The sequence below is a fragment of the Pseudomonas sp. HS-18 genome, from assembly GCF_020401845.1.
Classification (GTDB): domain Bacteria; phylum Pseudomonadota; class Gammaproteobacteria; order Pseudomonadales; family Pseudomonadaceae; genus Pseudomonas; species Pseudomonas nitroreducens.
In genome coordinates, this window is sequence record NZ_CP084413.1 from 2,893,688 (window position 1) to 2,918,729 (window position 25,042).

At 65.6% G+C, this 25,042-nt stretch carries 20 protein-coding genes; 10 read left to right on the plus strand and 10 right to left on the minus strand.

Annotated features, from left to right (window positions below):
* Positions 1-10: 10 nt before the first annotated feature.
* Entirely contained in the window at positions 11-1,447 is a 1,437-nt protein-coding gene (locus LDJ84_RS13570) for an ArnT family glycosyltransferase (protein ID WP_226046460.1), read from the minus strand.
* Between the two features lie 117 nt (positions 1,448-1,564).
* On the opposite strand from LDJ84_RS13570, the gene LDJ84_RS13575 reads away from it, so the two are divergent.
* Positions 1,565-2,638 (plus strand): metallophosphoesterase, encoded by a 1,074-nt coding sequence (locus tag LDJ84_RS13575; RefSeq protein WP_226046461.1) that lies wholly within the window; start codon positions 1,565-1,567, stop codon positions 2,636-2,638.
* A gap of 91 nt (positions 2,639-2,729) precedes the next feature.
* Entirely contained in the window at positions 2,730-4,793 is a 2,064-nt protein-coding gene (locus tag LDJ84_RS13580) for a putative bifunctional diguanylate cyclase/phosphodiesterase (RefSeq protein WP_226046462.1), read from the plus strand.
* Between the two features lie 5 nt (positions 4,794-4,798).
* Here LDJ84_RS13580 and LDJ84_RS13585 read toward each other — a convergent pair whose 3' ends face one another.
* Entirely contained in the window at positions 4,799-5,665 is an 867-nt protein-coding gene (locus tag LDJ84_RS13585) for a LysR substrate-binding domain-containing protein (protein ID WP_024762283.1), read from the minus strand.
* A 122-nt stretch (positions 5,666-5,787) separates the two neighbouring features.
* Here LDJ84_RS13585 and LDJ84_RS13590 point away from each other — a divergent pair, with 122 nt between their 5' ends.
* Genes LDJ84_RS13590 through LDJ84_RS13600 form a run of 3 tightly spaced genes read left to right on the plus strand, consistent with a single transcriptional unit; the run spans position 5,788 to position 8,121 of the window.
* Positions 5,788-6,423, plus strand: a complete 636-nt coding sequence (locus LDJ84_RS13590; RefSeq protein ID WP_226046463.1) for an ankyrin repeat domain-containing protein — start codon at positions 5,788-5,790, stop codon at positions 6,421-6,423.
* A gap of 25 nt (positions 6,424-6,448) precedes the next feature.
* Complete coding sequence (locus LDJ84_RS13595) at positions 6,449-6,904, plus strand: nucleoside deaminase (protein WP_024762281.1); 456 nt, start codon at positions 6,449-6,451, stop codon at positions 6,902-6,904.
* A 14-nt stretch (positions 6,905-6,918) separates the two neighbouring features.
* Complete coding sequence (locus tag LDJ84_RS13600) at positions 6,919-8,121, plus strand: CynX/NimT family MFS transporter (RefSeq protein WP_226046587.1); 1,203 nt, start codon at positions 6,919-6,921, stop codon at positions 8,119-8,121.
* Positions 8,122-8,172: 51 nt separating this feature from the next.
* On the opposite strand, the gene LDJ84_RS13605 is transcribed toward LDJ84_RS13600, so the two are convergent.
* The 6 genes from LDJ84_RS13605 to LDJ84_RS13630 all read right to left on the minus strand — a co-directional run bounded on the left by LDJ84_RS13605 (position 8,173) and on the right by LDJ84_RS13630 (position 16,284).
* Positions 8,173-8,373: a hypothetical protein gene (locus LDJ84_RS13605; protein ID WP_024762279.1), complete on the minus strand. Its 201-nt coding sequence runs from the start codon at positions 8,371-8,373 to the stop codon at positions 8,173-8,175.
* 118 nt (positions 8,374-8,491) lie between these two features.
* The gene (locus LDJ84_RS13610; protein ID WP_024762278.1) at positions 8,492-8,686 is read right to left on the minus strand and encodes a hypothetical protein; all 195 of its coding nucleotides are present in this window, start codon (positions 8,684-8,686) and stop codon (positions 8,492-8,494) included.
* A 236-nt stretch (positions 8,687-8,922) separates the two neighbouring features.
* On the minus strand, positions 8,923-10,350 hold the full coding sequence (locus LDJ84_RS13615; RefSeq protein ID WP_065083889.1) for an efflux transporter outer membrane subunit: 1,428 nt from the start codon (positions 10,348-10,350) through the stop codon (positions 8,923-8,925).
* 5 nt (positions 10,351-10,355) lie between these two features.
* Entirely contained in the window at positions 10,356-13,556 is a 3,201-nt protein-coding gene (locus LDJ84_RS13620; RefSeq protein ID WP_024762276.1) for an efflux RND transporter permease subunit, read from the minus strand.
* Between the two features lie 248 nt (positions 13,557-13,804).
* On the minus strand, positions 13,805-15,040 hold the full coding sequence (gene mexE / locus LDJ84_RS13625) for a multidrug efflux RND transporter periplasmic adaptor subunit MexE (protein WP_024762275.1): 1,236 nt from the start codon (positions 15,038-15,040) through the stop codon (positions 13,805-13,807).
* Between the two features lie 329 nt (positions 15,041-15,369).
* Positions 15,370-16,284, minus strand: coding sequence for a LysR family transcriptional regulator (locus LDJ84_RS13630; RefSeq protein ID WP_017517481.1), 915 nt, complete (start codon positions 16,282-16,284; stop codon positions 15,370-15,372).
* A gap of 314 nt (positions 16,285-16,598) precedes the next feature.
* Here LDJ84_RS13630 and LDJ84_RS13635 point away from each other — a divergent pair, with 314 nt between their 5' ends.
* From LDJ84_RS13635 to LDJ84_RS13645, 3 genes are all read left to right on the plus strand, one after another.
* The gene (locus LDJ84_RS13635) at positions 16,599-17,618 is read left to right on the plus strand and encodes a zinc-dependent alcohol dehydrogenase family protein (protein WP_037009194.1); all 1,020 of its coding nucleotides are present in this window, start codon (positions 16,599-16,601) and stop codon (positions 17,616-17,618) included.
* A 303-nt stretch (positions 17,619-17,921) separates the two neighbouring features.
* Positions 17,922-18,380: a (2Fe-2S)-binding protein gene (locus LDJ84_RS13640; protein WP_024762273.1), complete on the plus strand. Its 459-nt coding sequence runs from the start codon at positions 17,922-17,924 to the stop codon at positions 18,378-18,380.
* Between the two features lie 11 nt (positions 18,381-18,391).
* The gene (locus LDJ84_RS13645; RefSeq protein ID WP_024762272.1) at positions 18,392-20,635 is read left to right on the plus strand and encodes a xanthine dehydrogenase family protein molybdopterin-binding subunit; all 2,244 of its coding nucleotides are present in this window, start codon (positions 18,392-18,394) and stop codon (positions 20,633-20,635) included.
* 71 nt (positions 20,636-20,706) lie between these two features.
* On the opposite strand, the gene ptrC is transcribed toward LDJ84_RS13645, so the two are convergent.
* Entirely contained in the window at positions 20,707-20,904 is a 198-nt protein-coding gene (gene ptrC, locus LDJ84_RS13650) for a type III secretion system co-regulatory protein PtrC (RefSeq protein WP_024762271.1), read from the minus strand.
* 206 nt (positions 20,905-21,110) lie between these two features.
* On the opposite strand from ptrC, the gene LDJ84_RS13655 reads away from it, so the two are divergent.
* Positions 21,111-21,446 (plus strand): ribonuclease E inhibitor RraB, encoded by a 336-nt coding sequence (locus tag LDJ84_RS13655; protein WP_024762270.1) that lies wholly within the window; start codon positions 21,111-21,113, stop codon positions 21,444-21,446.
* 203 nt (positions 21,447-21,649) lie between these two features.
* Here LDJ84_RS13655 and LDJ84_RS13660 read toward each other — a convergent pair whose 3' ends face one another.
* Positions 21,650-22,309: a DsbA family oxidoreductase gene (locus LDJ84_RS13660; protein ID WP_024762269.1), complete on the minus strand. Its 660-nt coding sequence runs from the start codon at positions 22,307-22,309 to the stop codon at positions 21,650-21,652.
* A gap of 457 nt (positions 22,310-22,766) precedes the next feature.
* Between LDJ84_RS13660 and fusA the strand changes: the two genes are divergently transcribed.
* Positions 22,767-24,875, plus strand: coding sequence for an elongation factor G (fusA, locus tag LDJ84_RS13665; protein WP_024762268.1), 2,109 nt, complete (start codon positions 22,767-22,769; stop codon positions 24,873-24,875).
* Positions 24,876-25,042: the final 167 nt, after the last annotated feature.

Consider the following 25,042-nt stretch of genomic DNA (forward strand, 5'->3'; position numbering starts at 1 on the left):
CCCGGGTCAATCATCTCGATGATTGCTGGCCGACGAAGTAGTAGTCGCGCTCGCCCACTCGGAAGTGCTGCAGCACGCTCAGTGGCGCCTGTGGCACGGTTTGGCTTTCCAGCAGGGCGATGTGCTCATCCGGCTGGCCGAGGAAGGTCGTCAGCTCCTCGCTGGTCTGCAGGGCCGGCAGCAGGCTGCGGCTGTAGAACACGCTGGCGCCGGCCAGCCGCTCGCTGGGCTGGTACAGCGCCACCTGGCGCCCGAGCATCTGGTACTGGCGAATCCGCTCGGTCAGCGGCAGGAAGGATTCCTTCAGATCGGCGCGGGGTTCGACCCATATCGCGTATCCCAGGTAGCAGGCGGGTACCAGCAACGCCAGGAACACGGAGGCACGGCGCATCCACTGCGAAGCCCGGGCATGCCAGCGCGTCAGCAGGACATGACCGAACTCGGCGGCGATCACCGCCGCTGCCGGGGCCAGCGCCATCAGGTAGACCAGGCGCTTGCTGGAGGCGAAGCTGAGCAGGGCGAACTGTGCCGCTAGCCACAGGCAGAAGAACAGCAGGTAGCGGTCCCGCGCCAGGCGTTTGCGCAGGTGCCAGAGCCCGAGGTAGAGCAGGATGTTCCACGGCAGGAAGGCCTGCGGCAGACGCACCAGGTAGTAGTAGAAGGGTTCGAAGTGCCCGGCTTCGCTGAACGAGCCGCTGAAGCGGCCGACGCTGTTGGTCCAGAGGATTTCCTGCAGGGCTGCAGGCCCGCCATCGTGATAGAGGAACAACAGCCAGGCCAGCAGCGGCAGCAGGCCCGGCAGTGTCCACAGCAGCGGTCGCAGCCAGGTGGAAATTTCCAGGCGGCGCCGCGCCAGGCTGTCCCACAGCAGGCAGGCGAAGATCACCACCCCCGGCAGCGCCAGGCCCAGTACGCCCTTGCTTAGGGTGGAGAGGGCGATCCCTGCGGCAAACGCCAGCCAGTGCCCGGTGCGCCCCGGTGGCCTGAGCCAGGCCTGCAGGAAGGACAATAGCGCCAGGGTTACGCCCAGCGTGAGCAGGGCGTCTTCGCCCACCTGGCGTGCATTGGCCCAGAAACTCGCCAGGGTCATCAGCATCAGCGCGGCGAGCAGCGCGAGCGTCGCCGGTCGGCCGCTGCGCCGGAGCGCGCCGTAGAGCAGCAGCACGCAGAACAGCCCGGCAAATGCCGAGGCCAGCCGCACGGACAAGGTGGTCGGACCGAACAGTTGGATGGCGGCAACGTCCAGCCACAGGCTCAATGGTGGCTTTTCCAGGAACGGCTGGCCGTTCAGGCGCGGCGTCACCCAGTCGCGATCCAGGTACATTTCCATCGCGATGCCCGCCACCCTGGGTTCGGTGGAGCCCTGCAACTGGTGATTGCCCAGCGCGCAGAAGAACAGCAGGCCGCCCAGCACGAGCAGGAGGAGTAGATGGCGGCGCTGGTTCATGGCGGATCCCGGGCAGGGGGTTTTAGCCTGCATGTATAGGCGACATTTCGTTAACGCGAAATTAACCTTCTCGGTGCTTCACTGCGACCCTCACCCGGTACTCCCCTGGGGGTCGCCATGTCCGCTCGCCTGCCTGGTTCCCGCGTTACCCCGGCCCCTCGTTCGCGCCGGCGTTATCTGCTGCTGACTCTGTTCGTGCTGATCGTCGTGGCCGGATGCCTGGCCGGCTTCATGGTGCTGGTGCCACCGCCGCCCTATACGCCCTTGCTGGGCCAGAACCCCGCACAGGTCACCTTGCTGGCGCTGGGCGACCAGGGCAGTGGCGACCTGCAGCAATGGCGCGTGGCGGAGGGCATGGAGCGTGTGGCGGAGAGTGATAACGGGGTGAACATGGTCCTGCTGCTGGGCGACAACTTCTACGGCAAGGCGTTGAGCGGTGTCGACGATCCGGCCTGGCAGCTCAAGTTCGAACGCGTCTACCACGGCCGCTGGCTCAGCCATGTGCCGTTCTACGCGGTACTGGGCAATCACGACTTCCCGGCCTCCGCCGCCGTTGAACTGGACTACGCCCGGCAGCGCGCGGGCTCCGGCCGCTGGCAGATGCCTGCTCCCTTCTATACGCGCGATTTCGGCGAGGCAGAGGGGCGCCCGCTGTTACGGGTCGCGTTCCTCGATACCAATGCCGATGCCGCCGGCCGCCAGCGCCAGGCAGACTTCCTGCAGGCGGCCTTTGCCCGGCCGGGGCCTGCACCATTGTGGAAGATGGTGGTGGCACACCACGCGATCCGCAGCAGTGGCGGCAAGCACGGCGATGACAACGCGTTGCTGCAGCAGTTGCTGCCGGCGATGCAGCACAGTGGGGTGGATCTCTACCTGTCCGGCCACGAGCACAACCAGGAGGTGATAGTCCGCCCTGGCGAGCCCGCCTGGCTGGTCTCCGGTGGCGGCGGCCAGACGCTCGACGGCATCAGGCCCGGTGTGCCGGCCGATGGCACCTTGTTCGCGGTCGAACAGCACGGCTTTGCACGGTTGGCCTTCAGCGCGGACCGACTGCAGCTGGCCTACTACAACCCGCAGGGAGACCGCGAGCAGGGCTTTCTCTGGGCGCGGGCCTGCCCCTGGCTGGCCCAGGGCTGCCTGAAGCGGGACGACGTTGCCCAGTTGAAGACGAGCACGGCCACTGGCCAGTAGTTGAGCCCTGGGGGTTTTCGCTAGAATCCCGGACTTTTGCGTGCATGGACCGCGCGCGGCCATCAGCGCTTGAGTCCAATAGAGAGCCCCCATGCTTACCGGTAGTTACGATCCCGCCCTCGTCCTGATCTCGCTGTGCGTCGCCATGCTGGCGTCCTACACCGCCCTGGACCTGGCCGGGCGCATCGCGACTACCCGCGGCTGGCCGGTGCTGCTGTGGATCGGTGGCGGCGGGGTGGCCATGGGAATCGGCGTGTGGTCGATGCACTTCATCGGCATGCTTGCCTTCAGCCTGCCGATCCCGCTGGGTTACGACCTCACCCTGACCCTGCTGTCGCTGGCCATCGCCGTACTCAGTTCCGGCTTCGCCCTGGCGCTGGTCAGCCAGGAGCGGCTACCGCTCTGGCAGCTGATCTGCGGCGCGCTGGCCATGGGCGCCGGGATCAGTTGCATGCACTACCTGGGCATGTACGCAATGCTGATGCAGCCGGGCATCGACTACGACCCGACGCTGTTCGGGCTCTCTCTGGCGATCGCCGTGGCGGCGTCCGGCGCCGCATTGTGGATCGCCTTCAAGCTGCGGCGGAACACCCCCTATGTGCGCCTGGCCCGGGGTGGCGCAGCGTTGGTGATGGGCCTGGCTATCGTCGGCATGCACTACACCGGCATGGCCGCGGCGCGCTTTCCCGAGGGTAGCTTCTGCGGCGCATCCCCCAACGGGCTGAGCAGCGACTGGCTGGCGATGCTGGTCGTCATCGTGACCCTGGCGATCATTGGCATCGCGCTGCTCACGTCGGTGCTGGATGCGCGCCTGGAGTCGCGCACGGCACAGCTCACCTCGTCGCTGGCCCAGGCCAACCAGGAGCTGACCCAGCTCGCCCTGCACGACAACCTCACCCGTCTGCCCAACCGCATCCTGCTGGAAGACCGCGTCGAGCAGATGATCGGCAAGGTCCAGCGCAACGGCGGCTACTTCGCGCTGATGTTCCTCGACCTCGATGGCTTCAAGCCGGTCAACGATGCGTTCGGCCACCATGTCGGCGACCTGTTGCTCAAGGATGTGGCGTTGCGTCTGTGTGGCAACCTGCGCAGCGACGACACCGTGGCGCGCATCGGCGGCGATGAATTCGTGATGTTGGTGGCGCTCGCCGAAGCCGAAGACGCGGTGAGCGTCGCCAGCCAGCAGGTCAACCTGCTGGCCCAGCCGTTCCAGGTGGCCGGGCAGGAGCTGCGCATCGCCGCCAGTATTGGTATCGCGCTCTATCCGGGCGACGGCACCAGCCAGCAGGAGCTGCTGCGCAACGCCGACGCAGCCATGTACCACGCCAAGGGCAATGGCAAGAACGGCTACAGCTTCTTCGAACAATCGATGAACACCAATGCGCGCAACCACCTGCAGCTGCTGCACGACCTGCGCGCCGCCCTGGACCGTCGTGAATTCATCCTGCATTACCAGCCCAAGTTTGCCGCCAGCGGCGAACCCATCGGCGCCGAGGCGCTGCTGCGCTGGCAGCATCCGCAACGCGGGCTGCTGATGCCCGATACCTTCATCGCCCTGGCCGAACGAACCGGGCTGATCATCCCCATCGGCGACTGGGTGCTCGACGAGGCCTGCCGGCAGATGCGCGAGTGGTACCTGCAGGGCCACGAAAGCTGGCGGGTGGCGGTGAACCTCTCGGCCCTGCAGTTCTGCCATGCGGCGCTGGTGCAATCGGTGGCCGATGCGCTGCAGCGCCATCATTTGCCGGCGCGCTGCCTGACCCTGGAAATCACCGAGACCACGGCGATGCGCGATGCCGATTCCAGCCTGGAAATCCTCGGCAAGCTGTCGGAGATGGGCGTGGACCTGTCCATCGACGACTTCGGCACCGGCTATTCCAGCCTGCTGTACCTCAAGCGCCTGCCGGCCAACGAGTTGAAGATCGACCGCGGTTTCGTCCGCGACCTGGAGCAGGACAGCGACGACGCCGCCATCGTCTCGGCCATCGTCGCCCTGGGCCAGGCGCTGGATTTGCGCATCGTTGCCGAAGGGGTGGAAACCTCCGGCCAGCAGAGCTTCCTCACCCGCCTGGGTTGCGATTCGCTACAGGGCTTCCTGCTCGGCAAGCCCGTGCCGGCCGAGCAATTCTTCGAGCGTCTCGGCGCTCCGGGCTGAGTGGCTCAGTACTCCGCTGGCAGCGCCGCCAGCTGGGTACACAGATCACGCAGTTGCTCGCACAGGCGGCGCCCGGCACTGCCCAGTTCCGGGCGGGCGTAGAGTGCCAGCTCCAGCCCCTCGATGGGCGCAAAACCCTCCTCGGCGGTCAGCACCCGGTGGCCTTCGTGGCGCCCGCGCAGTGGCAACAGGCTGACGCCCATGCCGGCCGCCACCGCGGCTGACAAGCTGGCCAGGCTCGCGCTGCTGTAACTGATGCGCCATCGCCGGCCGCTGGCTTCCAGCGCGTGGATCATCTCCTGGCGGTACAGCGCGCCCAGCGGAAATACCACCAGCGGCAACGGGTCGCGCGCGGCGGCGGGGGTGGCGGCGCTGTCCTGCCAGGCCAGTGGTTCGGGCCAGTGCGCCAGGCAATCGGCATCGGCGCCCCATTGCTTGACCAGCGCCAGGTCCAACTCGCCGCTGCGGTACTGGCGCAACAGCTCCTGGCTGAGACCGCTGGAGACCTCCAGGCGCAGCCGCGGGCGTTCGGCGCTGAAGGCCGCCAGCAGCGGCATCATCCGCTCGCCGGCGAAGTCTTCCGGCATCCCCAGGCGCAGCACGCCCTCGCTGTGCTCACTGCTCAGAGCCTCACGGGCCTCCGAGCCCAGTTCGAGGATGCGCCGCGCATAGCCCAGCAGCCGTTCGCCCTGTTCAGTGGGCAGCACCTGGCGCTGGCTGCGGTCCAGCAGACGACAGTCCAGGCTCTGTTCAAGGCGCAGGATCTGCTGGCTGACGGTGGACTGGGTGAGGTGCAGCAATTCGGCGGCGCGGGTGAAGTTGCCGGCGTCCACTACCATCACGAAGCTTCGCAGCAGGTTGGGGTCAAGCATTTGGATTCCCACTGAAACTCATGTTTCTATTTAATTTCAGCATAGAAAATCCCTTTGTCATACTGCGACTGCTCATTATCGAGAGTGATTCGAGGCACGACAGCCATCGCGGGGGAGCGCCCATGGACATGCCGACCATCCAGACCGAGGACGTGCACAGCCGTGCCGCCGCGGACGCACTGCTGGGCGCCGCCAGCGACGGCCGGGAAGCCGAGGTGGCGACGCTGCTCCAACGCGGTGTGCCAGTGGATGTGACCGACGGGCAGGGCAACACGCCGCTGCTGCTGGCCACCGCCCAGAACCGCGTGGAAGTCGCGCGGCTGCTGATCGCCGCCGGCGCCGACGTCAACCGGCAGAACCGCATCCACGACAGTGCCTACCTGCTGGCCGGTGCGGCGGGACGTCTGGATATCCTCCAGCTGACCCTGGCCCACGGCGCCGACCTGCGCAGCACCAACCGCTATGGCGGCACGGCGCTGATACCGGCCTGCGAGCGTGGCCATGTGGACGTGGTAGCGACCCTGCTCAAGGCCGGCGTCGACCCCGATCACGTCAACAAGCTGGGCTGGACCGGGTTGCTCGAAGCCATCCTGCTCAGCGACGGCGGCCCGCGGCACCAGGCCATAGTGAAACAACTCATAGAAGCCGGGGCGAACCTGAACCTGGCCGACAACGACAGCGTCACGCCGCTGCAACACGCCCGCCAGCGCAACCAGACCACCATCGCCAGGATGCTGGAAGTCGCCGGCGCGCATTGATCGAACCGATTCGCTGGAAACTGCCATGTCACACGAAGTCTTCATGCGCGAGGCCCTGCAACTGGCCCGCGACAACATCGAGGCCGGCGGCCGCCCGTTCGGCGCCGTGCTGGTCAAGGACGGCCGGGTGATTGCCCGCGCCGCCAACTCCATCCACCTGGATTTCGACCCCACCGCCCATGCCGAGCTGCTGGCGATCCGCCGCGCCTCGGCGGTGCTGGGCATGTCGCGGCTGGACGGCTGCGTGATCTACGCCAGCGGACACCCTTGCCCCATGTGCCTGGCGGCCATGCACCTGTGTGGCGTGGAAGGCGCGTACTTCGCCTATTCCAACGACGATGGCGAGCCGTTCGGGCTGTCGACGTCCGCCGTGTACCAGCAGATGACCCAGCCGCCGCAATGGCAGGCGGTGCCGCTGCGGGCCCTGCGCCCGAGCGGCGAGGAAGGCCTCTACGATCACTGGCAGGAGCTCCGCTCGTGAGTCGCAGCATCGCCATGGCGAGCGCGCAGAGCGGCAGCGAGCAGAACGTGCGCGCCGGCTGGATCGGCTTGCTGGTGATCGTCGCGCTGGGCATCAACCTGCGGCCGATCCTCACCTCCATCGGCCCGCTGCTGGCCGACATCCACGACGCCACCGGCCTGGGCTTCCAGGGCCTGTCGATGCTGACGGTACTGCCAGTGCTGTGCATGGGGCTGTTCGCCCTGGGGCTGCCGTGGGTCGGCCCGCGCCTGGGCGAGAGCCGGGGCATGGTGCTCGGCCTGCTGGCCATCGGCGCGGCATGCTTCTGGCGGCTGCTGCTGGACAGCGGCTTCGCGCTGATCGCCAGCGCGGTGCTGGCGGGCTGCGGCGTGGCGGTGATCCAGGCGTTCGTGCCGGGGGTGATCAAGCGCTGGTTCCCGCACAAGGTGCCGTCCGCCATGGGTCTCTACTCGGCATCGCTGATGGCTGGCGGCGGTAGCGCCGCAGTCCTGGCACCGGTGGTTTCGGAACACTTCCATCGCTGGCAGGACGGTCTCGGCGCCTGGCTGCTGCTGGCCATTGTCGGCCTGGTGCTCTGGGCGCTGGCCCGCCCGCGGGAAACGCCGGTGGCGGCGCCGCCCCGGCAGAAGGCGCAGCACTATTTCGGCAGCCGTCGCGCCTGGCTGTTGGCGCTGTACTTCGGCCTTATCAATGGCGGCTACACCAGCATGGTGGCCTGGCTGCCGGTGTATTACCGCCAACTGGGCTGGACGGCCCAGGCCAGTGGACAGCTGATCGGCCTGATGACCATCTTCCAGGTGATCGCTGCGCTGACCATCCCGTTGCTGATCCGCCGCTCGCTGGATCGCCGCGGCTGGCTGTGTCTGTGCCTGCTGATTCAACTGGCGGGCTTCATCGGGTTGATCTCGGCGCCGCTGTACCTGCCGGGTATCTGGGTGGCGATGATCGGCTACGGCCTGGGCGCCTGCTTTGCGCTGAGCCTGACGCTGACCCTGGATCACCTCGCCGATGCCGGCGCGGCCGGTCGGCTGGCGGCCTTCGTACAGGGCATCGGCTTCATCGTTACCGGCATCGTGCCCTACGTCACCGGTTGGCTGCGTGACAGCACCGGGAGCTTCCAGGCGTCGTGGATCCTGCTGGCGGTGTCGGTGGTGCTGATGCTGGGCGTGACGTTGCGCTTTTCGCCCAAGAGATACGCGCGGGCAATGCAGCGCTGAGGCTGGAAGAAATGGAAATGGCGCCGGAGGGCGCCATTTTTTTTGCCTGCGTTACACGGAGGTAGCGATGTAGATGCGGTAGGCGATGATCGACAGCATGCTCAGTGTGCCGACCCACATCAGGAACACACCCACCGGGCGCTGGCGGATGGTGAAGCCGATCCCCAGCATGAACATGCCGAAGACGAGGATGCCGAGGGTGATGAAGAGGGACGTGGGGTCCAGGGGGATGAAGTGGGCGGTGGCGTCCATGGCGAATCCTTGTCTGAAAATTCCGATATAGAAAGTCTAGGCCAGGGCGAGGGCGAACTCTTTTGATCCCTGGCAAGTCGCGCTGGATCATAACGGCACGAACCGCTCAGCCCAAGGCTCAAGACTGCGCCAGCAGTTGCCCCTTGTTCGTCAGTACCAGTTGCAGGCCGCGGAACTCAGCCAGCTGCAGGTGCACGAGCCATCTTTTCAGGTCCGGGTGAAAAACGTCGCCGCGCCGCACGCGCCGCAGGAGATCATTCAACTCGTTACCGCGGCGAGGGGCTGGGATTCTGGTTTCATCGGCGTCGGACACTGAGCGGTATTCCTTAAACCTGGCGTCAGTGAATTCTGAATTCGAACGAGCTTCAGCTTATTTTCTATTGCTATCAGAAAATACTGATCAGCATCTAAGTATCTGACAGATTCCGGAACCGGGTTGCCAATAGCTAGGAAGCGCCGCTGAAGCATGGCCATAAAAAAGCCCCGCGGTCCGGAGCGTCAGACCGCAGGGCCAGAACGGTCGAGAAACTCTCGACCGGGGAGGATCGATCAGGCCGCAGGCGTCGGCTGCCAGCCGCCGCCAAGGGCCTTGTAGATCGCCACGATGCCGCGGTACACGTCGACTTCCGCGAGGGCCTGGGCGTCCTCGGCGGCCAGCTGTTCGCGCTCGGCGTCCAGCAGGTTGAGGAAGTCCACGGTGCCCTCGCGGTATTGCAGGCCGGCCTGTTGCGCGGCATTGCGGCTGGCTTCGGACTGGCGCACCAGCGAGACCAGGCGCTGCTGGCGCTTGCCGTAGTCGCTGAAGGCGTTCGACGATTCTTCCAGGGCCAGCAGGACCTGCTGCTCGTAGGTCGCCAGGGCGCCGTCGGCATCGGCCTTGGAGGCGCGCAGGCGAGCCCGCACACTGCCCAGGTCGAAAGCCGCCCAGGTGATGCTCGGGGCCACGCCCCAGGCGCTGGCGGCGGACGAGCCGATCTGCGAGCCACGGCCGGCGGTGTAGCCGAGGAAGCCGCCGAGGCTGACCTTCGGGAACAGGTCGGCGGTGGCCACACCGACATCCGCGGTGGCGGCCGCCAGGCGGCGTTCGGCGGAGGCTACGTCCGGCCGACGGCGCAGTAATTCACCGGGATCGCCGATGGGCAGGGCCTTGGCGATGGCGGGTAGCTTTTTCGGCGACAAGTCCACCGTCAGCGCATCCGGGCGCTGGCCGAGGAGGGTGGCGATGCGGTTGCGCTGGCGCACTTCCTCGGCTTGCAGTTGCGGCACGCTGGCTTCGGTGGAAGCCAGGCGCGCTTCGGCGCGTTGCACGTCCAGTTCGCTGCCGACGCCGGCGTCGCGCAACTGGATGGTCAGGTCGCGGGATTCGCGCTGGTTCTCCAGGTTGCTCCTGGCAATGCTCTCGCGAAGCTGCGCACCGCGCAGTTGCCCGTAGGCATCGGCGAGCTCGGCGATCAGGCTGACCTGTAGCTGCTGCAGGTCGGCCACGGTGGCTTCGCTCAGCGCGTCGCTGGATTCCAACTGGCGGCGCACGCGGCCGAACAGGTCGACTTCCCAGATCATGTCCAGGCCTAGGTCGTAACGCTCCTGGTTGACCCGGTCCTCGGTCTGGCCGGGCACCTGGCCCTTGCCGACCTGGCCTTCGGCGCGGCTGGTGACCGTGGGGAAACGGTCATTGGCGACGTCGTCGCGGATCGCCCGCGAAGCCAGCACGCGGGCGTAGGCCACGCGCAGCTCGCGGTTTTCCTTGAGGGACTGGTCGACCAGCTGGGTCAGCACCGGGTCGTCGAACTGCTTCCACCAGGCGTCTTCGTAACGGCTGCGGTCGTAGTTCTGTACCTGGGCATTGCTGTCCAGTTGCGCCGGCGCGGTGTCCGGCTTCTGGTAGTCGGGGCCGACCATGCACGCGCTGAGGGCCAGCGCGAGCAGGGAGGGGACGAACAGTTTCACGGCACTCTTGCTCACAGCATTGTTGATCATGACGCTCATGCCTGATGGGCCTCGTGGTTCTGGGCGATGCGCGCTTGCTGCGCCTGTTTCTTCGCTTCACGGGCTTCCATGAAGCGGCGGATCAGCACATAGAAGACCGGGGTCAGCAGCAGGCCGAAGAAGGTCACGCCGAGCATCCCGGAGAACACTGCGACACCCATGGCATGGCGCATTTCGGCGCCGGCGCCGGACGACAGCACCAGGGGCACCACGCCCATGATGAAGGCGATGGAGGTCATCAGGATCGGCCGCAGACGCAGGCGGCAGGCTTCCAGTACCGCGCTCAGGCGATCCATGCCTTCGTCCTGCTTGTCCTTGGCGAACTCGACGATCAGGATCGCGTTCTTGCACGCCAGGCCCACCAGTACGATCAGGCCGATCTGGGTGAAGATGTTGTTGTCGCCACCGGACAGGATCACGCCCGCAATGGCCGACAGCAGGGTCATCGGCACGATCAGGATCACCGCCAGCGGCAGGCCCCAGCTCTCGTACAGCGCGGCCAGCACCAGGAAGGCGAGCAGCACGCAGAGCGGGAACACATAGATCGCGGAGTTGCCGGCGAGGATCTGCTGGTAGGTCAGCTCGGTCCATTCGTAGGTCATGCCATTGGGCAGCTCCTGCTTGAGCAGGCGCTCGATGGCGGCCTCGGCCTGGCCGGAGCTGTAGCCCGGTGCAGCGGCGCCGTTGATCTCGGCGGTGATGAAGCCGTTGTAGTGCATCACGCGGTCGGGGCCGGCGGTGTCGCTGATCTTGATGAAGGTGGCCAGCGGGACCATTTCACCCTGGTTGTTGCGCACCTTCAGCTGGCCGATCTGCTCGGGTTCGAGGCGGAACTGCTGCTCGCCCTGGACGTTCACCTGGTAGGTGCGGCCGAAGCGGTTGAAGTCGTTCGCGTACAGCGAACCCAGGTAGACCTGCAGGGTGTCGAAGATGTCGCTGATCGCCACGCCGTGGGTCTTGGCCTTCTCGCGGTCGATGGCGGCATCCACCTGCGGCACGTTCACCTGGTAGCTGGTGAACACCGACATGGGGTTCAGCTCCGGCAGTGCGCGGGCCTTGTTGAGGATGTTCTGGGTCTGTGCGTAGAGCTCCTCGTAACCGGCGTTGCCGCGGTCTTCGATCTGCAGGCGGAAGCCACCGATGGTGCCCAGCCCCTGCACTGGCGGCGGCGGGAAGATGGCGATGTAGGCGTCCTGGATGTCGGCGAACTGCTTGTTCAGCTCGGCGGCGATCTCGTTGGCCGACATGCCCGGGCCTTTACGCTCGCTGAAGTCTTTCAGCGGGGTGAAGACAATGCCGCTGTTGGGGCTGTTGGTGAAACCGTTGATCGACAGACCCGGGAAGGACACGGTGTGCTCGATGCCCGGGTGCTTGCCGGCGATGTCCGACATGCGCTTGATCACCGCTTCGGTGCGGTCCAGCGTAGCCGCGTCGGGCAACTGGGCGAAGGCCACCAGGTACTGCTTGTCCTGTTGCGGCACGAAGCCGGTGGGGGTGCTGGAGAAGCCCAGGTAGGTCAGGCCGATCAGCCCCGCATAGAGCAGCAGCGCGATGGAGCTGCCACGCAGCACGCGGGTGACGGTTCCGACATAGCCATGGCTGGCGCGGTCGAAGAAGCGGTTGAACGGACGGAACAGCCAGCTGCCGAGCAGCTTGTCGAGGATCACCGAGAAGCGGTCCTTCGGCTCGTGGTGACCCTTGAGCAGCACGGCGGACAGCGCCGGCGACAGGGTCAGCGAGTTGAACGCCGAGATCACCGTGGAGATCGCGATGGTCAAGGCGAACTGCCGGTAGAACTGCCCGGTGAGGCCGGAGATGAACGCAGTGGGGATGAACACGGCGCACAGCACCAGCGCGGTGGCGATGATCGGCCCGGTCACTTCCTTCATGGCGCGCTTGGTCGCCTCGACGGGCGTGAGGCCCAGCCCGATGTTCCGCTCGACGTTCTCCACCACCACGATGGCGTCGTCCACCACGATACCGATGGCCAATACCAGGCCGAACAACGACAGCGCGTTGAGCGAGAAGCCGAAGGCGTGCATCACCGCGAAGGTGCCGATCAGCGATACCGGTACGGCAGCCAGCGGGATGATCGAGGCGCGCCAGGTCTGCAGGAACAGCACCACCACCAGCACCACCAGGATCAGGGCTTCGAACAGGGTGTGAACCACCGCTTCGATGGAGCCGCGAACGAAGATGGTCGGGTCATAGACGATGGAGTAGTCCACGCCCTGCGGGAAATCCTTCTTCAGCTCGGCCATCTTCTCGCGCACCAGGTTGGAGATGGCGATGGCGTTGGAACCGGGACGCTGGAAGATCGGGATGGCGACCGCCGGCTGGTTGTCCAGCAGCGAGCGCAGAGCGTACTGGCTGGAGCCGAGTTCGACGCGGGCGATGTCCTTCAGGCGGGTGATCTCGCCGTCCGGGCCGCTGCGGATGATGATGTTCTCGAACTCTTCCTCGGTGACCAGGCGACCCTGGGTGTTGATCGACAGCTGGAAGCTGGTATCGCTCGGCGAGGGCGGGGCACCCAGGGCACCGGCGGCGACCTGGCGGTTCTGCTCGCGGATCGCGGCGACCACGTCGGTGGCGGTCAGGTTGCGCGAGGCGACCTTGTTCGGGTCCAGCCACACACGCAGCGAATAGTCGCCCATGCCGAACAGCTGTACGTCGCCCACGCCGTCCAGACGCGCCAGCTCGTCCTTGATGTTGAGGATGGCGTAGTTGGACAGGTAGAGCATGTCGTAGCGGTTATCCGGCGAGGTCAGGTGCACGACCATGGTCAGGTCGGGCGAGGCCTTGTCGACGGTGATGCCGATCCGCGTGACTTCCTCGGGCAGCTTGGGCTGCGTGCGGGTCACGCGGTTCTGCACCTGCACCTGCGCGTTGTCCAGGTCGGTGCCCAGGGCGAAGGTGATGGTCAGGGTCATCTTGCCGTCGGCGGTGGATTGCGAGGACATGTAGAGCATGTTCTCGACGCCGGTGATGGCCTGTTCCAGCGGCGCGGCGACGGTCTCGCCGATCACCTTGGGGTTGGCGCCGGGGAAGTTGGCGCGTACGACCACGGTGGGCGGGACGACTTCGGGGTATTCGCTGATCGGTAGCTGGAACAGCGAGATGGCCCCGCCGATCAGGATGATCAGCGAGAGCACGGCGGCGAAGATCGGCCGCTGGATGAAGAATTGCGAAAAGTTCATGGCTGGTTCCTGTCGCGAACGCTCGGTTCGCCAAACCCGGGACAAAGGTCACCCAAGGCCCTGGTGGGAGAAGGGCCTGGTACATCGATTCAGGGTGAGTTCGTCGATGATCCGCCTGCGCTTGCCCAGGCTGCGTTGGAAGCCGGCTCGGAATGCTCATTCACTACAGTGAACTGCGCTTCCTCACCGCCTTCCGCCTTGCCTGGCCTGCGCTCGGCAGGATCCTCGCTGAACTCGTACGGGTTGGGTCAGCCGCGAGGCGCGCCCGGTTTGACGGACTTTTCGGCCACCTTCGGCGCCTCGAAGCTCTCCAGCGCACGGCGCTGATTTTCGAGGTTGGCGAGGGTTGACTGGCTGGCCATCTCGACACCCTGGGCGTCGACCTGGGCACCGGGGCGAACCCGTTGCAGGCCGTTAACCACGATGCGGTCACCCTTGACCAGGCCGCTGCGGACGATGCGCAGGCCTTCGAGTTTCGGGCCCAGCTCGATGCCGCGGTACTGCACCTTGCTGTCCTTGTCGAGCACCAGTACGAACTTCTTGCCCAGGTCGGTGCCGACCGCTTCGTCCTTGATCAGCGCGGCGGGGTAGGTGCCGCTGCCGACCAGCTTGATGCGGGCATAGAGGCCGGGGGTGAACTGGTTGGCGTCGTTGTCGAACACGGCGCGGCCACGGATGGTGCCGGTCTTGGGGTTGACCTGGTTGTCGAGGAAGTCCAGGCGGCCCTGGTGGGGGAAGCCGTCCTCGCCGGTCAGGCCCAGGTACACCGGGCTGCTGCCACGAGCGTCCGGACCACCCTTGCGGGCGAGGTCGACGTACTTCAGGTAGACACGCTCGTCGGCGTCGAAGTAGGCGTAGACCTTGTCGGTGGAGACCAGGGTGGTCAGCACGCTCTGGCCGCTGTTCACCAGGTTGCCGGCAGTGACTTCGGCCCGCGAGACGCGGCCGTCGATGGGCGCGGTGATCTGGGTGAACGACAGGTTCAGGCGGGCGTTGTCCAATTCCGCCTGGGTCGCGGCGACCACGGCCTTGGCCTCGGTGGCGGCGGCGGTACGGGCGTCGGCGAGTTCCGCGGAAATGGCGTTGGTGGCGCGCAGGCGATCGCCCCGGGAGGCTTCGTTGACGGTACGGGTCTGGTTGGCGCGAGCCTGCTGCAGCTGGGCTTCCAGGCGATGCACCTCGGCCTGGAATGGCCGTGGATCGATCTGGAACAGCAAGTCGCCTTTCTTCACCAGGGCGCCCTCACGGAAGGCGACGCGGTCGATGTAGCCGGAGACGCGTGGGCGCAGTTCGACGGATTCCGGCGCCTCCAGGCGACCGGTGAATTCGTCCCATTCATTGATTGGCTGCTCGATGACATCCGCCACGCTGACCTTGGGCGCGGCCATGTTCTGGGCCGCGTCCTGGCCTTTGCCGCAGGCGCTGAGAACCAGCACGGCGGCCAACGCCAACGGAATACGCAAGGTGTTCAGATTTCGCTCCATGGAAAAGACTCCGGCGATCTAATTGGTTTTGGGATTTCTGATGGAGCGGAGTCTGCGCAACAGGGCGCTTGGGAACTAATCGAACGAGCAGATTTTGATTATCACGCGCAGTGATAAATGCTTTTGCACTATGCGCAGGAATAGATAGAAGGAGTGGGCACGGGGATTGCCCGAAAGCGCTACTGGATAGTTTGGCGTGCTCGGGCTGCCCTCACGCTAACCCTCTCCCTCGGGAGCGGGGCGCGCAGCCAGCGCCGGAGTGAGGGAGTCGCCTCGCACCGAGGTACGGCCTAAGAGGGTTTCTGGAGGAGCGAGTTAGGTGGGCGGTGTCAAAGGCTGTCCGGGTCACCCACGAACATGGTGATCCGCGAACGCAGCCAGCGCTCGGCCGGGTCCTGGTCCTGGGCGCCACGCCAGACCATGGACAGTTCGGCCAGGCGGGTGGGGAAGGGCGGTTCCTCTGCGCGCAGGCCGCCGGCGGCGGTGAGGGCCAGGGCCACGTACTCGGGGACGGTGGCGATGATATCGGTGCCGGCCAGCAATTGGGCGAGGCCGACGAACTGCGGCACCGCCAGCACCACCTGGCGCTTGCGGTCCATCTCGGCCAGGGTTTGGTCGACGAAGCCGTCCAGGTCGCCGGCGTAGGACACCAGCGCGTGTGGGCGCGCGCAGTAGTCATCGAGGGTCAGCGCGCCGGGGATCGAGTCGGCCCGCAGGATCTTCCAGGTACTGCGGCGCAGGGTCTTGCGCTTGGCGTTGGCCGGCAACTCGTCGGTGTAGCTCACACCCACGGAAATCTCCCCGGACGACAGCAGCTGCGGCATCAGCAGGTAGTTGGCGCGGCGCACCACCAGGGTGATGCCCGGCGCCTCGGAGCGCAGGCGGCGCAGCAGCGGCGGCAGCAGGCCGAATTCCACGTCATCGGACAGGCCGATGCGGAACACCGCCTTGCTGGTGGCCGGGTCGAAGTCGGCGGCGCGGCTCAGCGCGGTGGAGATGGAGTCCAGCGCCGGCGAGAGGTGGCCGAAGATTTCCTGCGCCCGCGCGGTGGGCTCCATGCTGCGCCCGGTACGCACGAACAGCGGATCGTCGAACAGACCGCGCAGGCGCGCCAGGGCCGCACTGATCGCCGGCTGGCCGAGGAACAGCTTCTCGGCGGCGCGGGTCACGCTGCGTTCATGCATCAGCGTCTCGAAAACGATCAACAGGTTGAGATCAACCTTGCGAAGGTCGTTGCGGTTCATGGGGACTCCCTGGCGATGGGGGAAAAGTGAGGCCGAGCGTGTCCTGAGTCAAGTCTGTCAGATAAGTCCTTGATCAATTTCTACTTTTTTAATGAGAATCTCGTCCCGGCGGTGTGGTCTGACTCTGTATGAACAGAGCCACCCCGGTCCCGTGGACAGTCCCGGCGCAGAGCCTTGCAGCCGCGCAGGGCAAGGCTTGTAGCGCGGGCCGAATCATCGCCATTTATGTCAACTATCAATGGTGAACGGTGGCGTCACCCCTAAAGCCCGGATAGAGTCCGTGGCTATGAAGCACTACAAAGGCGAGGTATGTGATGTCCCGCATGATCCGTTTCCACCAGTTCGGTGACGCCTCGGTCCTGAAGATCGAGGAGATGCCGACCCCGCAACCGGGGCCGGGTGAAGTACTGATTCGCACCCAGGCGTTGGGCGTCAGTTGGCGCGACGTGCTTTGGCGGCAGAACCTCGCCCCGGATCAGGCCAAGTTGCCGGCGGGCATCGGCTATGAACTCTCCGGTATCGTCGAAGCCGTGGGCGAGGGTGTGGAAGACCTCGAGCCCGGCGTCGCGGTGGCCAGCTTCCCGGCGAATTCGCCGAACCTGTATCCGGCCTGGGGTGACCACGTCATCCTGCCGCGTACGTCGCTGACCCGCTATCCGGATGTCCTGACCCCGGTCGAGGCGGCGGTGCACTACACCGGCCTGATGTACTCCTATTTCGCCCTGGTGGAGCTTGCCCAGATCAAGCCCGGCCAGCGCGTGCTGATCACCGAGGCCGGCCATTGCCTGGCCCCGCAGGCGGTGCAGCTCGCCAAGGCGCTCGGCGCCCAGGTGATCGCCACCACCAGCCATGAGGAAACCCGCGAGTTCCTCAAGGGCCTGGGGGCGGACAAGGTCATCTATACCGAGGAGCAGGACCTGGTCCTTGAAGTCGAGCGCTTCACCAAGGGTGAAGGCGTCGAGATCGTCCTCGACCAGTGCGCCGGCCCGCAGATGAAACTGCTGGGTGACGTCGCGGCCCCGCGCGGCAAGCTGATCCTGTACGGCATCAACGGTGGCAATGACGCAGCCTTCCCGGCCTGCGCGGCCTTCAAGAAGCACCTGCAGTTCTTCCGCCACTGCGTGCTGGACTTCACCGGGCAGCCGGAGATCGGCCTGACCCGCAACGACGAAGCCGTGCAACGGGCGCTGACCGCGATCAACCAGATGACCGCCGACCAGTTGCTCAAGCCGAGCATCGACCGGGTGTTCGATTTCGCCCAGTACCTGGACGCCAACACCTATATGGAAACCTGCCCGGGCGGCGGCCGTGTAGTCATCAAGATGCCGGAGTGATCCGGCCTCCCTGAGGCGAGAAAGCCACTCTTCGGAGTGGCTTTTTTGTGCACACGAGATTCTGCGTTGTCCCAGCGGGAATTGGCCTGCCCGCTAGCCCTCGATTCAGGCCGCACGGCTCATATCCCGTCACACCCTGAGCAGTATCAGGCAAGCCTCAAGAGAACCAGGCAAACCGCTCGGCGCCTTCCTGGCGTATCGTCGCGGCACTGGTCGGCGCTTGCGCCTAGGCTGAATCCATTGCGTGACGAAGCGGCTGTGCTTCGCCCCATCCCATCACCCGCAGAAGAGGTGAAACCCCTGATGATTACCGTGAACCTGAACGGCAAGGACCATGAACTCGATGCCCCCGGCGAGATGCCGCTGCTCTGGGCCATCCGCGACGTCGCCGGCCTGACCGGCACCAAATACGGCTGCGGCATGGCGCTGTGCGGCGCCTGCACCGTACACATCGACGGCCAGCCGACGCGCTCCTGCGTCACCCCGCTGGCAGCGGTGGCCGGCAAGAAGATCACCACCATCGAGGCGGTGGCCGAACAGCCCGCCGGCAAGGCGGTGCAGGAAGCCTGGCGCAAGCTCGATGTGGTGCAATGCGGCTACTGCCAGTCCGGGCAGATCATGTCGGCCACCGCGCTGCTGGCCTCCAACAAGGCGCCCAGCGATGCGGATATCGATGCCGCGATGAGCGGCAACATCTGCCGCTGCGCCACCTATGCGCGGATCCGTGCGGCCATCCACGACGCCGCCCAGACCTTGGCCTGAGGACCGACACCATGCTCGAACCCCGTATCGACCAGCAGCCGGCCGAGGCCGGCAGCATCCTCAACGTCAGCCGCCGCAGCTTCCTGCGCGGCGCCGGCGGCCTTGCGCTGGGCATCTACTTCGCACCGTTGCTGGGAAAATTGGGCGACGCCCAGGCGGCCAGCGACTTCGAACCCAACGCTTTTGTCCGTATCGCCCCTGACGGCACCGTCACCGTGATCGCCAAGCATGTCGAAATGGGCCAGGGCAGCTACACCGGTCTCGCCACCCTGGTGGCCGAGGAGCTGGATGCCGACTGGAGTCGCGTGCAGGTCGAAGGCGCTCCGGCCGATGCCAAACGCTACGCCAACCTGGCTTTCGGCAATCTGCAGGGCACTGGTGGCAGCAACGCCATGGCCAACTCCTTCGAGCAGATGCGCAAGGCCGGCGCCAGCGCCCGCGCCATGCTGGTGGGCGCGGCGGCGGAGCAGTGGAAGGTGCCGGCGGCCGAGATCGAGGTGCACGACGGCGTCGTCAGCCACGCTGCTTCCGGACACAAGGCCAGCTTCGGCGAGTTGGCCGAGGCGGCGGCGAAACAGCCCGTGCCGACAGACGTTAAGCTCAAGGACCCGAAGGACTTCAAGCTGATCGGTCAGGTGCAACTGCCACGCAAGGACAGCCCGTCCAAGACCGACGGCACCGCCCAGTTCACCCAGGATGTGCACCTGCCGGACATGCTGGTCGCCGTGGTCGCCCACCCGCCGCGTTTCGGTGCGGTGCCGGCCAAGGTTGATGCCAGCAAGGCCAAGGCGGTGCCAGGCGTGGTCGATGTGGTCCAGTTTCCGGGGAGCGAACGCCGTTTCGCTGGCGTTGCCGTGCTGGCGAAGAACACCTGGGCTGCGCGTCAGGGCCGCGATGCGTTGCAGGTCGAGTGGGATGAGAGCAAGGCCTTCAAGATGGGCAGCAAGGAAATCTTCGCCCAGTATCGCGACATGGCCAGCAAGCCGGGCCTGGTGGCGCGCAATGACGGGGATGTCGCCAAGGCGCTGGAGAAACCGGCGCACCTGATCGAGGCCGAGTATCAGTTCCCCTATCTTGCCCACGCCGCCATGGAGCCGCTGAACTGCGTGGTCTTCCTCAAGGAAGACGGCTGTCAGATCTGGAACGGCGAGCAGTGGCAGACCGGCGACCAGATGTCGGTGGCGCAGTTACTGGGCATGCAGCCCGAGCAGGTGAACATCACGCAGCTGTACGCCGGCGGCAGCTTCGGCCGCCGCGCCAACCCGCACTCGGACTATGTGCTGGAAGCGGCAGCCATCGCCAAGGCGGCTCGCGACCAGGGTGTGAAGGTGCCGATCAAGATGGTCTGGACCCGCGAAGACGACACCCGTGGCGGCTATTACCGTCCGGCCTTCCTGCACCGCGCGCGACTGGCGGTGGACGCCCAGGGCAATCTGGTGGGCTGGGAGCAGCGGTTGGTGGGGCAATCCTTCATCGTCGGCACGCCGTTCGAGAAGTTCATGGTCAAGGATGGCGTCGACAAGATCGCCGTGGAAGGCGCCGCCGATCTGCCCTACGCCGTGCCCAACCTGCGTGTCGAGCAGGCGCTGGCGGATAACGTGACGGTGCCGACCCAATGGTGGCGCTCGGTGGGCCACACCCACACGGCGTTCTCCACCGAAACGCTGATCGACGAAGCGGCCATCGCCGCCAAGCAGGACCCCTACGAGTTCCGTCGCAAGCTGCTGGAGAAACACCCGCGGCATCGCGGCGCGCTGGAGCTGGTGGCGCAGCGGGCCAATTGGCTGGCGCCGCTGGACAAAGGCAAGGACGGCGAGCAGCGGGGCCGCGGCATCGCCGTGCACGAGTCATTCGGCAGCTTCGTCGCCCAGGTGGTGGAGGTGACCTACAAGGCGGACAAGAGCTTCAAGGTGGACCGCGTGGTCTGCGCAGTGGACTGTGGCCTGGCGATCAACCCGGACGTGATCAAGGCGCAGATGGAGGGTGGCATCGGCTTCGCTCTGTCGGCGGCGTTGCACAGCGCCATCACCCTGACCGACGGCAAGGTCGACCAGTCCAACTTCCACGACTTCCAGGTATTGCGGATCAACGAGATGCCGGTGGTGGAGGTGCATATCGTGCCATCCGCCGAGCCGCCCACCGGCGTGGGTGAACCGGGGGTTCCGCCGCTGGCGCCTGCATTGGCCAATGCGCTGTTCGCGGCGACCGGCAAGCGCATCCGCAACCTGCCGATTGGCAATCAGCTACAGGCGTGATGCCTGGCTGGTAACACAAATGCCCCGCACGAGCGGGGCATTTGCTTGGCTGGGTCTAGACTTTCCCGAGATCAGGCGACCAGGGCCTGCTGTTCGTGCCCTTCGCAGATCAGTTCGCGCAGCACCCGGCGTTCTTCGGGCAGGGTGGCGGCGTTGTGCAGCGCCAGGCCGCCTTCCTCGTCGAGCACAGCGATCTGGGTCTCGAAGTGCAGCTGCAGCTCGTCCAGAGTGATGTAGGTGATGCGGTACGCCGCCTCGGTACTGTGCATGGTCGCAGGCTCGATGTGGGAGGGCGCAGGCCCGATGGAGGTATCGTCGCGCCGAGCGGGCAAGGGCGGAAGTGAAACACCGTGATGGTGAACATCACCAAAGGCGATGGTGCCGGCGAGATTTTCCGGCATCTGTCATGCAGGACGGGTATCCTGCGCGGGCGTGCCCACACCGGGCATTTTGTAAATCGAATTGGAGCAGTGACATGAGCCGCGACAAGCAGCTTTTCCCGGAAGACGAAATCGGCGATGCCCTGTGGGCCCTGCAGGAAGACGGCGAAGACCTCTCCCTCGAGCATGAGGTGGAGTTCGCGGTGATCTTCCCGGACGAGCAGTCCGCCCTGGACTTCGCCATCATGCTGCTGCAGAACGGGCAGAAGGTGGCGTACTCCGAGTACGACGGCAACGACAAGCTGCCCTGGCAGGTACTGGCCTACCCGGTGATGGAGCTCTCCCACGAGCACATCAGCGGCTACGCGGCGCTGCTGTCCGAGCACTCCGCTGACCTGGGCGGTCAGATGGACGGCTGGTCGGCGCTCTGATTGGTTGATGCAGCATGAAGGACGGCGCCTTCGGGCGCCGTTTTTCTTTGGTCGTTTGAGCATTGGCAGTGGGACCACTCTCCCCTCAGAGAGAGGGTGGGTAAGTGGCTGGCCCGGAGTACAAATCTTCCCGCATGAGACGAACGTCCGTACGCGGCGCATCACCCGCCAGCGTTATCCCTCCTACGTTCCTGCCAAGGTAGTCACTCCGGTAGTGGCGCCTGCCGCGCGACCTGGCGCAGTGCCTGCTCGTAGTAGTCGGTACTCTGCGCCCCGGATATCAGCTGGCGGCCATTGAGGATCACCGCTGGCACGGCGCGAATGCCTCGACTGGTGTAGAAATCTTCTTCGGCCACCACCTCGTCGCCATAGGCGTCGCTATCGAGGATTTCCCGGGCGCGCACGGCGTCCAGGCCGACGCTGACAGCCACTTCCAGCAGCACTTCCGGGTCGCTCGGGTCGCGGCCTTCGCCGAAGTAGGCATGCAGCAAGGCCTGTTTCAACGCCACGTCGCGATGCGACTCGGCGGCCCAATGCAACAGGCGGTGGGCGTCGAAGGTATTGTAGATGCGGTTGCGCTTCTTCAGATCGAAGTGCATGCCGACTTCCTCGCCCATGGAACGCAAATGCTCCTGGTTGCGGGCGATTTCCTCGGCGCTGCTGCCGTACTTGCGCTGCAGGTGCTCCACCAGGTCTTCACCCTCGGCAGGCATGTCGGCGTTGAGTTCAAAGGGCTTGATGTGCAATTCCACGGTCAGTTCGCCATCCACCCGGCGCATGGCCTCCAGCAGGCCATTGAGGCCGATGGCGCACCAGGGGCAGACGATATCGGAGACGAAATCAATGGTGATGGCGTCGCTCATGGGGGCGAACTCCGGCAAATGGGCGAGCGCCTAGCATGGACCCGGATGGGCGTTCCAATCCAGTGGCGATAGCGCCGGGCGGTGATTCGGCCCGTTGGCCAGGCCTTGGCGCCCTTGTCTCGGGCGTGGGTCTTCCATCGGGGCGACATCCCTGTCGCGAAGGGAGTATCAGGGGGCGGGAGAGGGCGACGACGAACGCATTGGCTGCTTCGGGTTATCACCTGAGAACTACAATCATTTCATGGGTTTCCCGCCATGCGGTGAAATGCCGGAGCGACGCAGCCGGTCGGACTGCGACATCCGCGACGCTCCGGCACTGGAATTGCCACGAAGACGCGCTACCTTGAGCCTGTTGCGCTCAGAAAATTCTGATGCCGCACTCCCTCCCGCCGTCCCGCGCAGGCAACGGACCCGCAGCAGCAGGCCCGGCAGTCAACCAGCAGAAACGGAGCACACCATGGCTCGCAATACGCCCATCGAGCTTTACCGCAATATCGGCATCGTCGCCCACGTCGACGCCGGCAAGACCACCACGACCGAGCGCATCCTTTTCTATACCGGTGTGAACCACAAGATGGGCGAGGTGCACGACGGCGCGGCGACCATGGACTGGATGGTGCAGGAACAGGAGCGTGGCATCACCATCACCTCGGCGGCCACCACGGCGTTCTGGCAGGGCTCCTCCAAGCAGTACCCCAACAAGTACCGCTTCAACATCATCGATACCCCCGGGCACGTCGACTTCACCATCGAGGTGGAGCGCTCCCTGCGCGTGCTTGATGGCGCGGTGGTGGTGTTCAGCGGCGCCGATGGCGTCGAGCCGCAATCCGAGACCGTCTGGCGCCAGGCCAACAAGTACCACGTGCCGCGCCTGGCCTACGTGAACAAGATGGACCGTCAGGGCGCCGACTTCCTCCGGGTGGTGGCACAGATCAAGCAGCGCCTGGGCCACACCCCGGTGCCGATCCAGCTGGCCATCGGCTCGGAGGAAACCTTCTCCGGGCAGATCGACCTGGTGAAGATGAAGGCCATCGTCTGGAACGACGCCGACCAGGGCACCAGCTACACCGAGGAGCCGATCCCGGCGGAGTTGCAGGCGCTGGCGGACGAGTGGCGCGCGCACATGGTCGAGGCTGCCGCCGAAGCCAACGACGATCTGATGAACAAGTACCTCGAAGGCCAGGAACTGACCGTCGAGGAAATCAAGGCCGGCTTGCGCCAGCGCACCCTGGCCAACGAGATCGTTCCCGCGGTGCTGGGCTCCTCGTTCAAGAACAAGGGCGTGCCGCTGGTGCTCGACGCGGTGATCGACTACCTGCCGGCGCCCACGGAAATCCCGGCGATCAATGGCACCGATCCGGACGACGAAGAGAAGCACCTGGAGCGTCACGCCGACGACAGCGAGCCGTTCTCCGCGCTGGCCTTCAAGATCGCCACCGACCCCTTCGTCGGTACGCTGACCTTCGCCCGCGTCTATTCCGGCGTGCTCAGCAGCGGCGACGCGGTGCTCAACTCGGTGAAGACCAAGAAGGAACGCGTCGGTCGGATGGTGCAGATGCACGCCAACCAGCGCGAGGAAATCAAGGAAGTGCGCGCCGGCGACATCGCCGCGTTGATCGGCATGAAGGACGTCACCACGGGCGACACCCTGTGCTCCATCGACAAGCCGATCATCCTCGAACGCATGGACTTCCCTGACCCGGTGATCTCCGTGGCCGTGGAGCCCAAGACCAAGGCCGACCAGGAGAAGATGGGCATCGCCCTGTCCAAGCTGGCCCAGGAAGACCCCTCGTTCCGCGTCAAGACCGACGAGGAAACCGGGCAGACCATCATCTCCGGCATGGGCGAACTGCACCTGGACATCATCGTCGACCGCATGCGCCGCGAGTTCAACGTCGAGGCCAACATCGGCAAGCCGCAAGTGGCCTACCGCGAGGCGATCCGCAGGAAGTGCGAGATCGAGGGCAAGTTCGTCCGCCAGTCCGGCGGCCGTGGCCAGTTCGGTCACTGCTGGATTCGCTTCGAGCCGGGCGACGAGGGCAAGGATGGGCTGGAGTTCGTCAATGAGGTGGTCGGCGGCGTGATCCCGCGCGAATTCATCCCGGCGATCCAGAAGGGCATCGAGGAACAGATGCAGAACGGCGTGCTCGCCGGCTACCCGCTGATCGGCTTGAAGGCCTCGGTGTTCGACGGCTCCTACCACGACGTCGACTCCAGCGAGATGGCGTTCAAGATCGCCGCCTCCATGGCCACCAAGCAGCTCTCGCAGAAGGGCGGCGCGGTGCTGCTGGAACCGGTGATGAAGGTCGAGGTGGTGACGCCGGAGGACTACATGGGCGACGTGATGGGCGACCTGAACCGCCGGCGCGGGCTGATCCAGGGTATGGAAGACACACCGGCGGGCAAGGTCATCCGCGCCGAGGTGCCGCTGGGCGAGATGTTCGGCTATGCCACCGACGTGCGCTCGATGTCGCAGGGGCGAGCGAGCTATTCGATGGAGTTCACCAAGTACGCCGAGGCGCCGGCGAACATTGCCGAGGCGATTATCAAGAAGGCCCACGGCTGAGGTTTCCCTGAGCCAATGACGGCGCCTGCGGGCGCCGTTTTCGTTGGTGTGGTCCGGTATGACTCTTTTCGTAGGGCGCATAACGCGCCAGCGTTATCCGCCGCATGGCCATCGGCGCATAACCCGTTCCGGGTTATGCGCCCTACGGTGCTGGTGTTTAGCGCCGC

Bases quoted from the DNA above. Each gene is read 5' to 3' on its own strand.
- LDJ84_RS13570 (WP_226046460.1), bottom strand. From the start codon at position 1,447: ATGAACCAGCGCCGCCATCTACTCCTCCTGCTCGTGCTGGGCGGCCTG.
- LDJ84_RS13575 (WP_226046461.1), top strand. From the start codon at position 1,565: ATGTCCGCTCGCCTGCCTGGTTCCCGCGTTACCCCGGCCCCTCGTTCG.
- LDJ84_RS13580 (WP_226046462.1), top strand. From the start codon at position 2,730: ATGCTTACCGGTAGTTACGATCCCGCCCTCGTCCTGATCTCGCTGTGC.
- LDJ84_RS13585 (WP_024762283.1), bottom strand. From the start codon at position 5,665: ATGCTTGACCCCAACCTGCTGCGAAGCTTCGTGATGGTAGTGGACGCC.
- LDJ84_RS13590 (WP_226046463.1), top strand. From the start codon at position 5,788: ATGGACATGCCGACCATCCAGACCGAGGACGTGCACAGCCGTGCCGCC.
- LDJ84_RS13595 (WP_024762281.1), top strand. From the start codon at position 6,449: ATGTCACACGAAGTCTTCATGCGCGAGGCCCTGCAACTGGCCCGCGAC.
- LDJ84_RS13600 (WP_226046587.1), top strand. From the start codon at position 6,919: ATGGCGAGCGCGCAGAGCGGCAGCGAGCAGAACGTGCGCGCCGGCTGG.
- LDJ84_RS13605 (WP_024762279.1), bottom strand. From the start codon at position 8,373: ATGGACGCCACCGCCCACTTCATCCCCCTGGACCCCACGTCCCTCTTC.
- LDJ84_RS13615 (WP_065083889.1), bottom strand. From the start codon at position 10,350: ATGATCAACAATGCTGTGAGCAAGAGTGCCGTGAAACTGTTCGTCCCC.
- LDJ84_RS13620 (WP_024762276.1), bottom strand. From the start codon at position 13,556: ATGAACTTTTCGCAATTCTTCATCCAGCGGCCGATCTTCGCCGCCGTG.
- mexE (WP_024762275.1), bottom strand. From the start codon at position 15,040: ATGGAGCGAAATCTGAACACCTTGCGTATTCCGTTGGCGTTGGCCGCC.
- LDJ84_RS13630 (WP_017517481.1), bottom strand. From the start codon at position 16,284: ATGAACCGCAACGACCTTCGCAAGGTTGATCTCAACCTGTTGATCGTT.
- LDJ84_RS13635 (WP_037009194.1), top strand. From the start codon at position 16,599: ATGTCCCGCATGATCCGTTTCCACCAGTTCGGTGACGCCTCGGTCCTG.
- LDJ84_RS13640 (WP_024762273.1), top strand. From the start codon at position 17,922: ATGATTACCGTGAACCTGAACGGCAAGGACCATGAACTCGATGCCCCC.
- LDJ84_RS13645 (WP_024762272.1), top strand. From the start codon at position 18,392: ATGCTCGAACCCCGTATCGACCAGCAGCCGGCCGAGGCCGGCAGCATC.
- ptrC (WP_024762271.1), bottom strand. From the start codon at position 20,904: ATGCACAGTACCGAGGCGGCGTACCGCATCACCTACATCACTCTGGAC.
- LDJ84_RS13655 (WP_024762270.1), top strand. From the start codon at position 21,111: ATGAGCCGCGACAAGCAGCTTTTCCCGGAAGACGAAATCGGCGATGCC.
- LDJ84_RS13660 (WP_024762269.1), bottom strand. From the start codon at position 22,309: ATGAGCGACGCCATCACCATTGATTTCGTCTCCGATATCGTCTGCCCC.
- fusA (WP_024762268.1), top strand. From the start codon at position 22,767: ATGGCTCGCAATACGCCCATCGAGCTTTACCGCAATATCGGCATCGTC.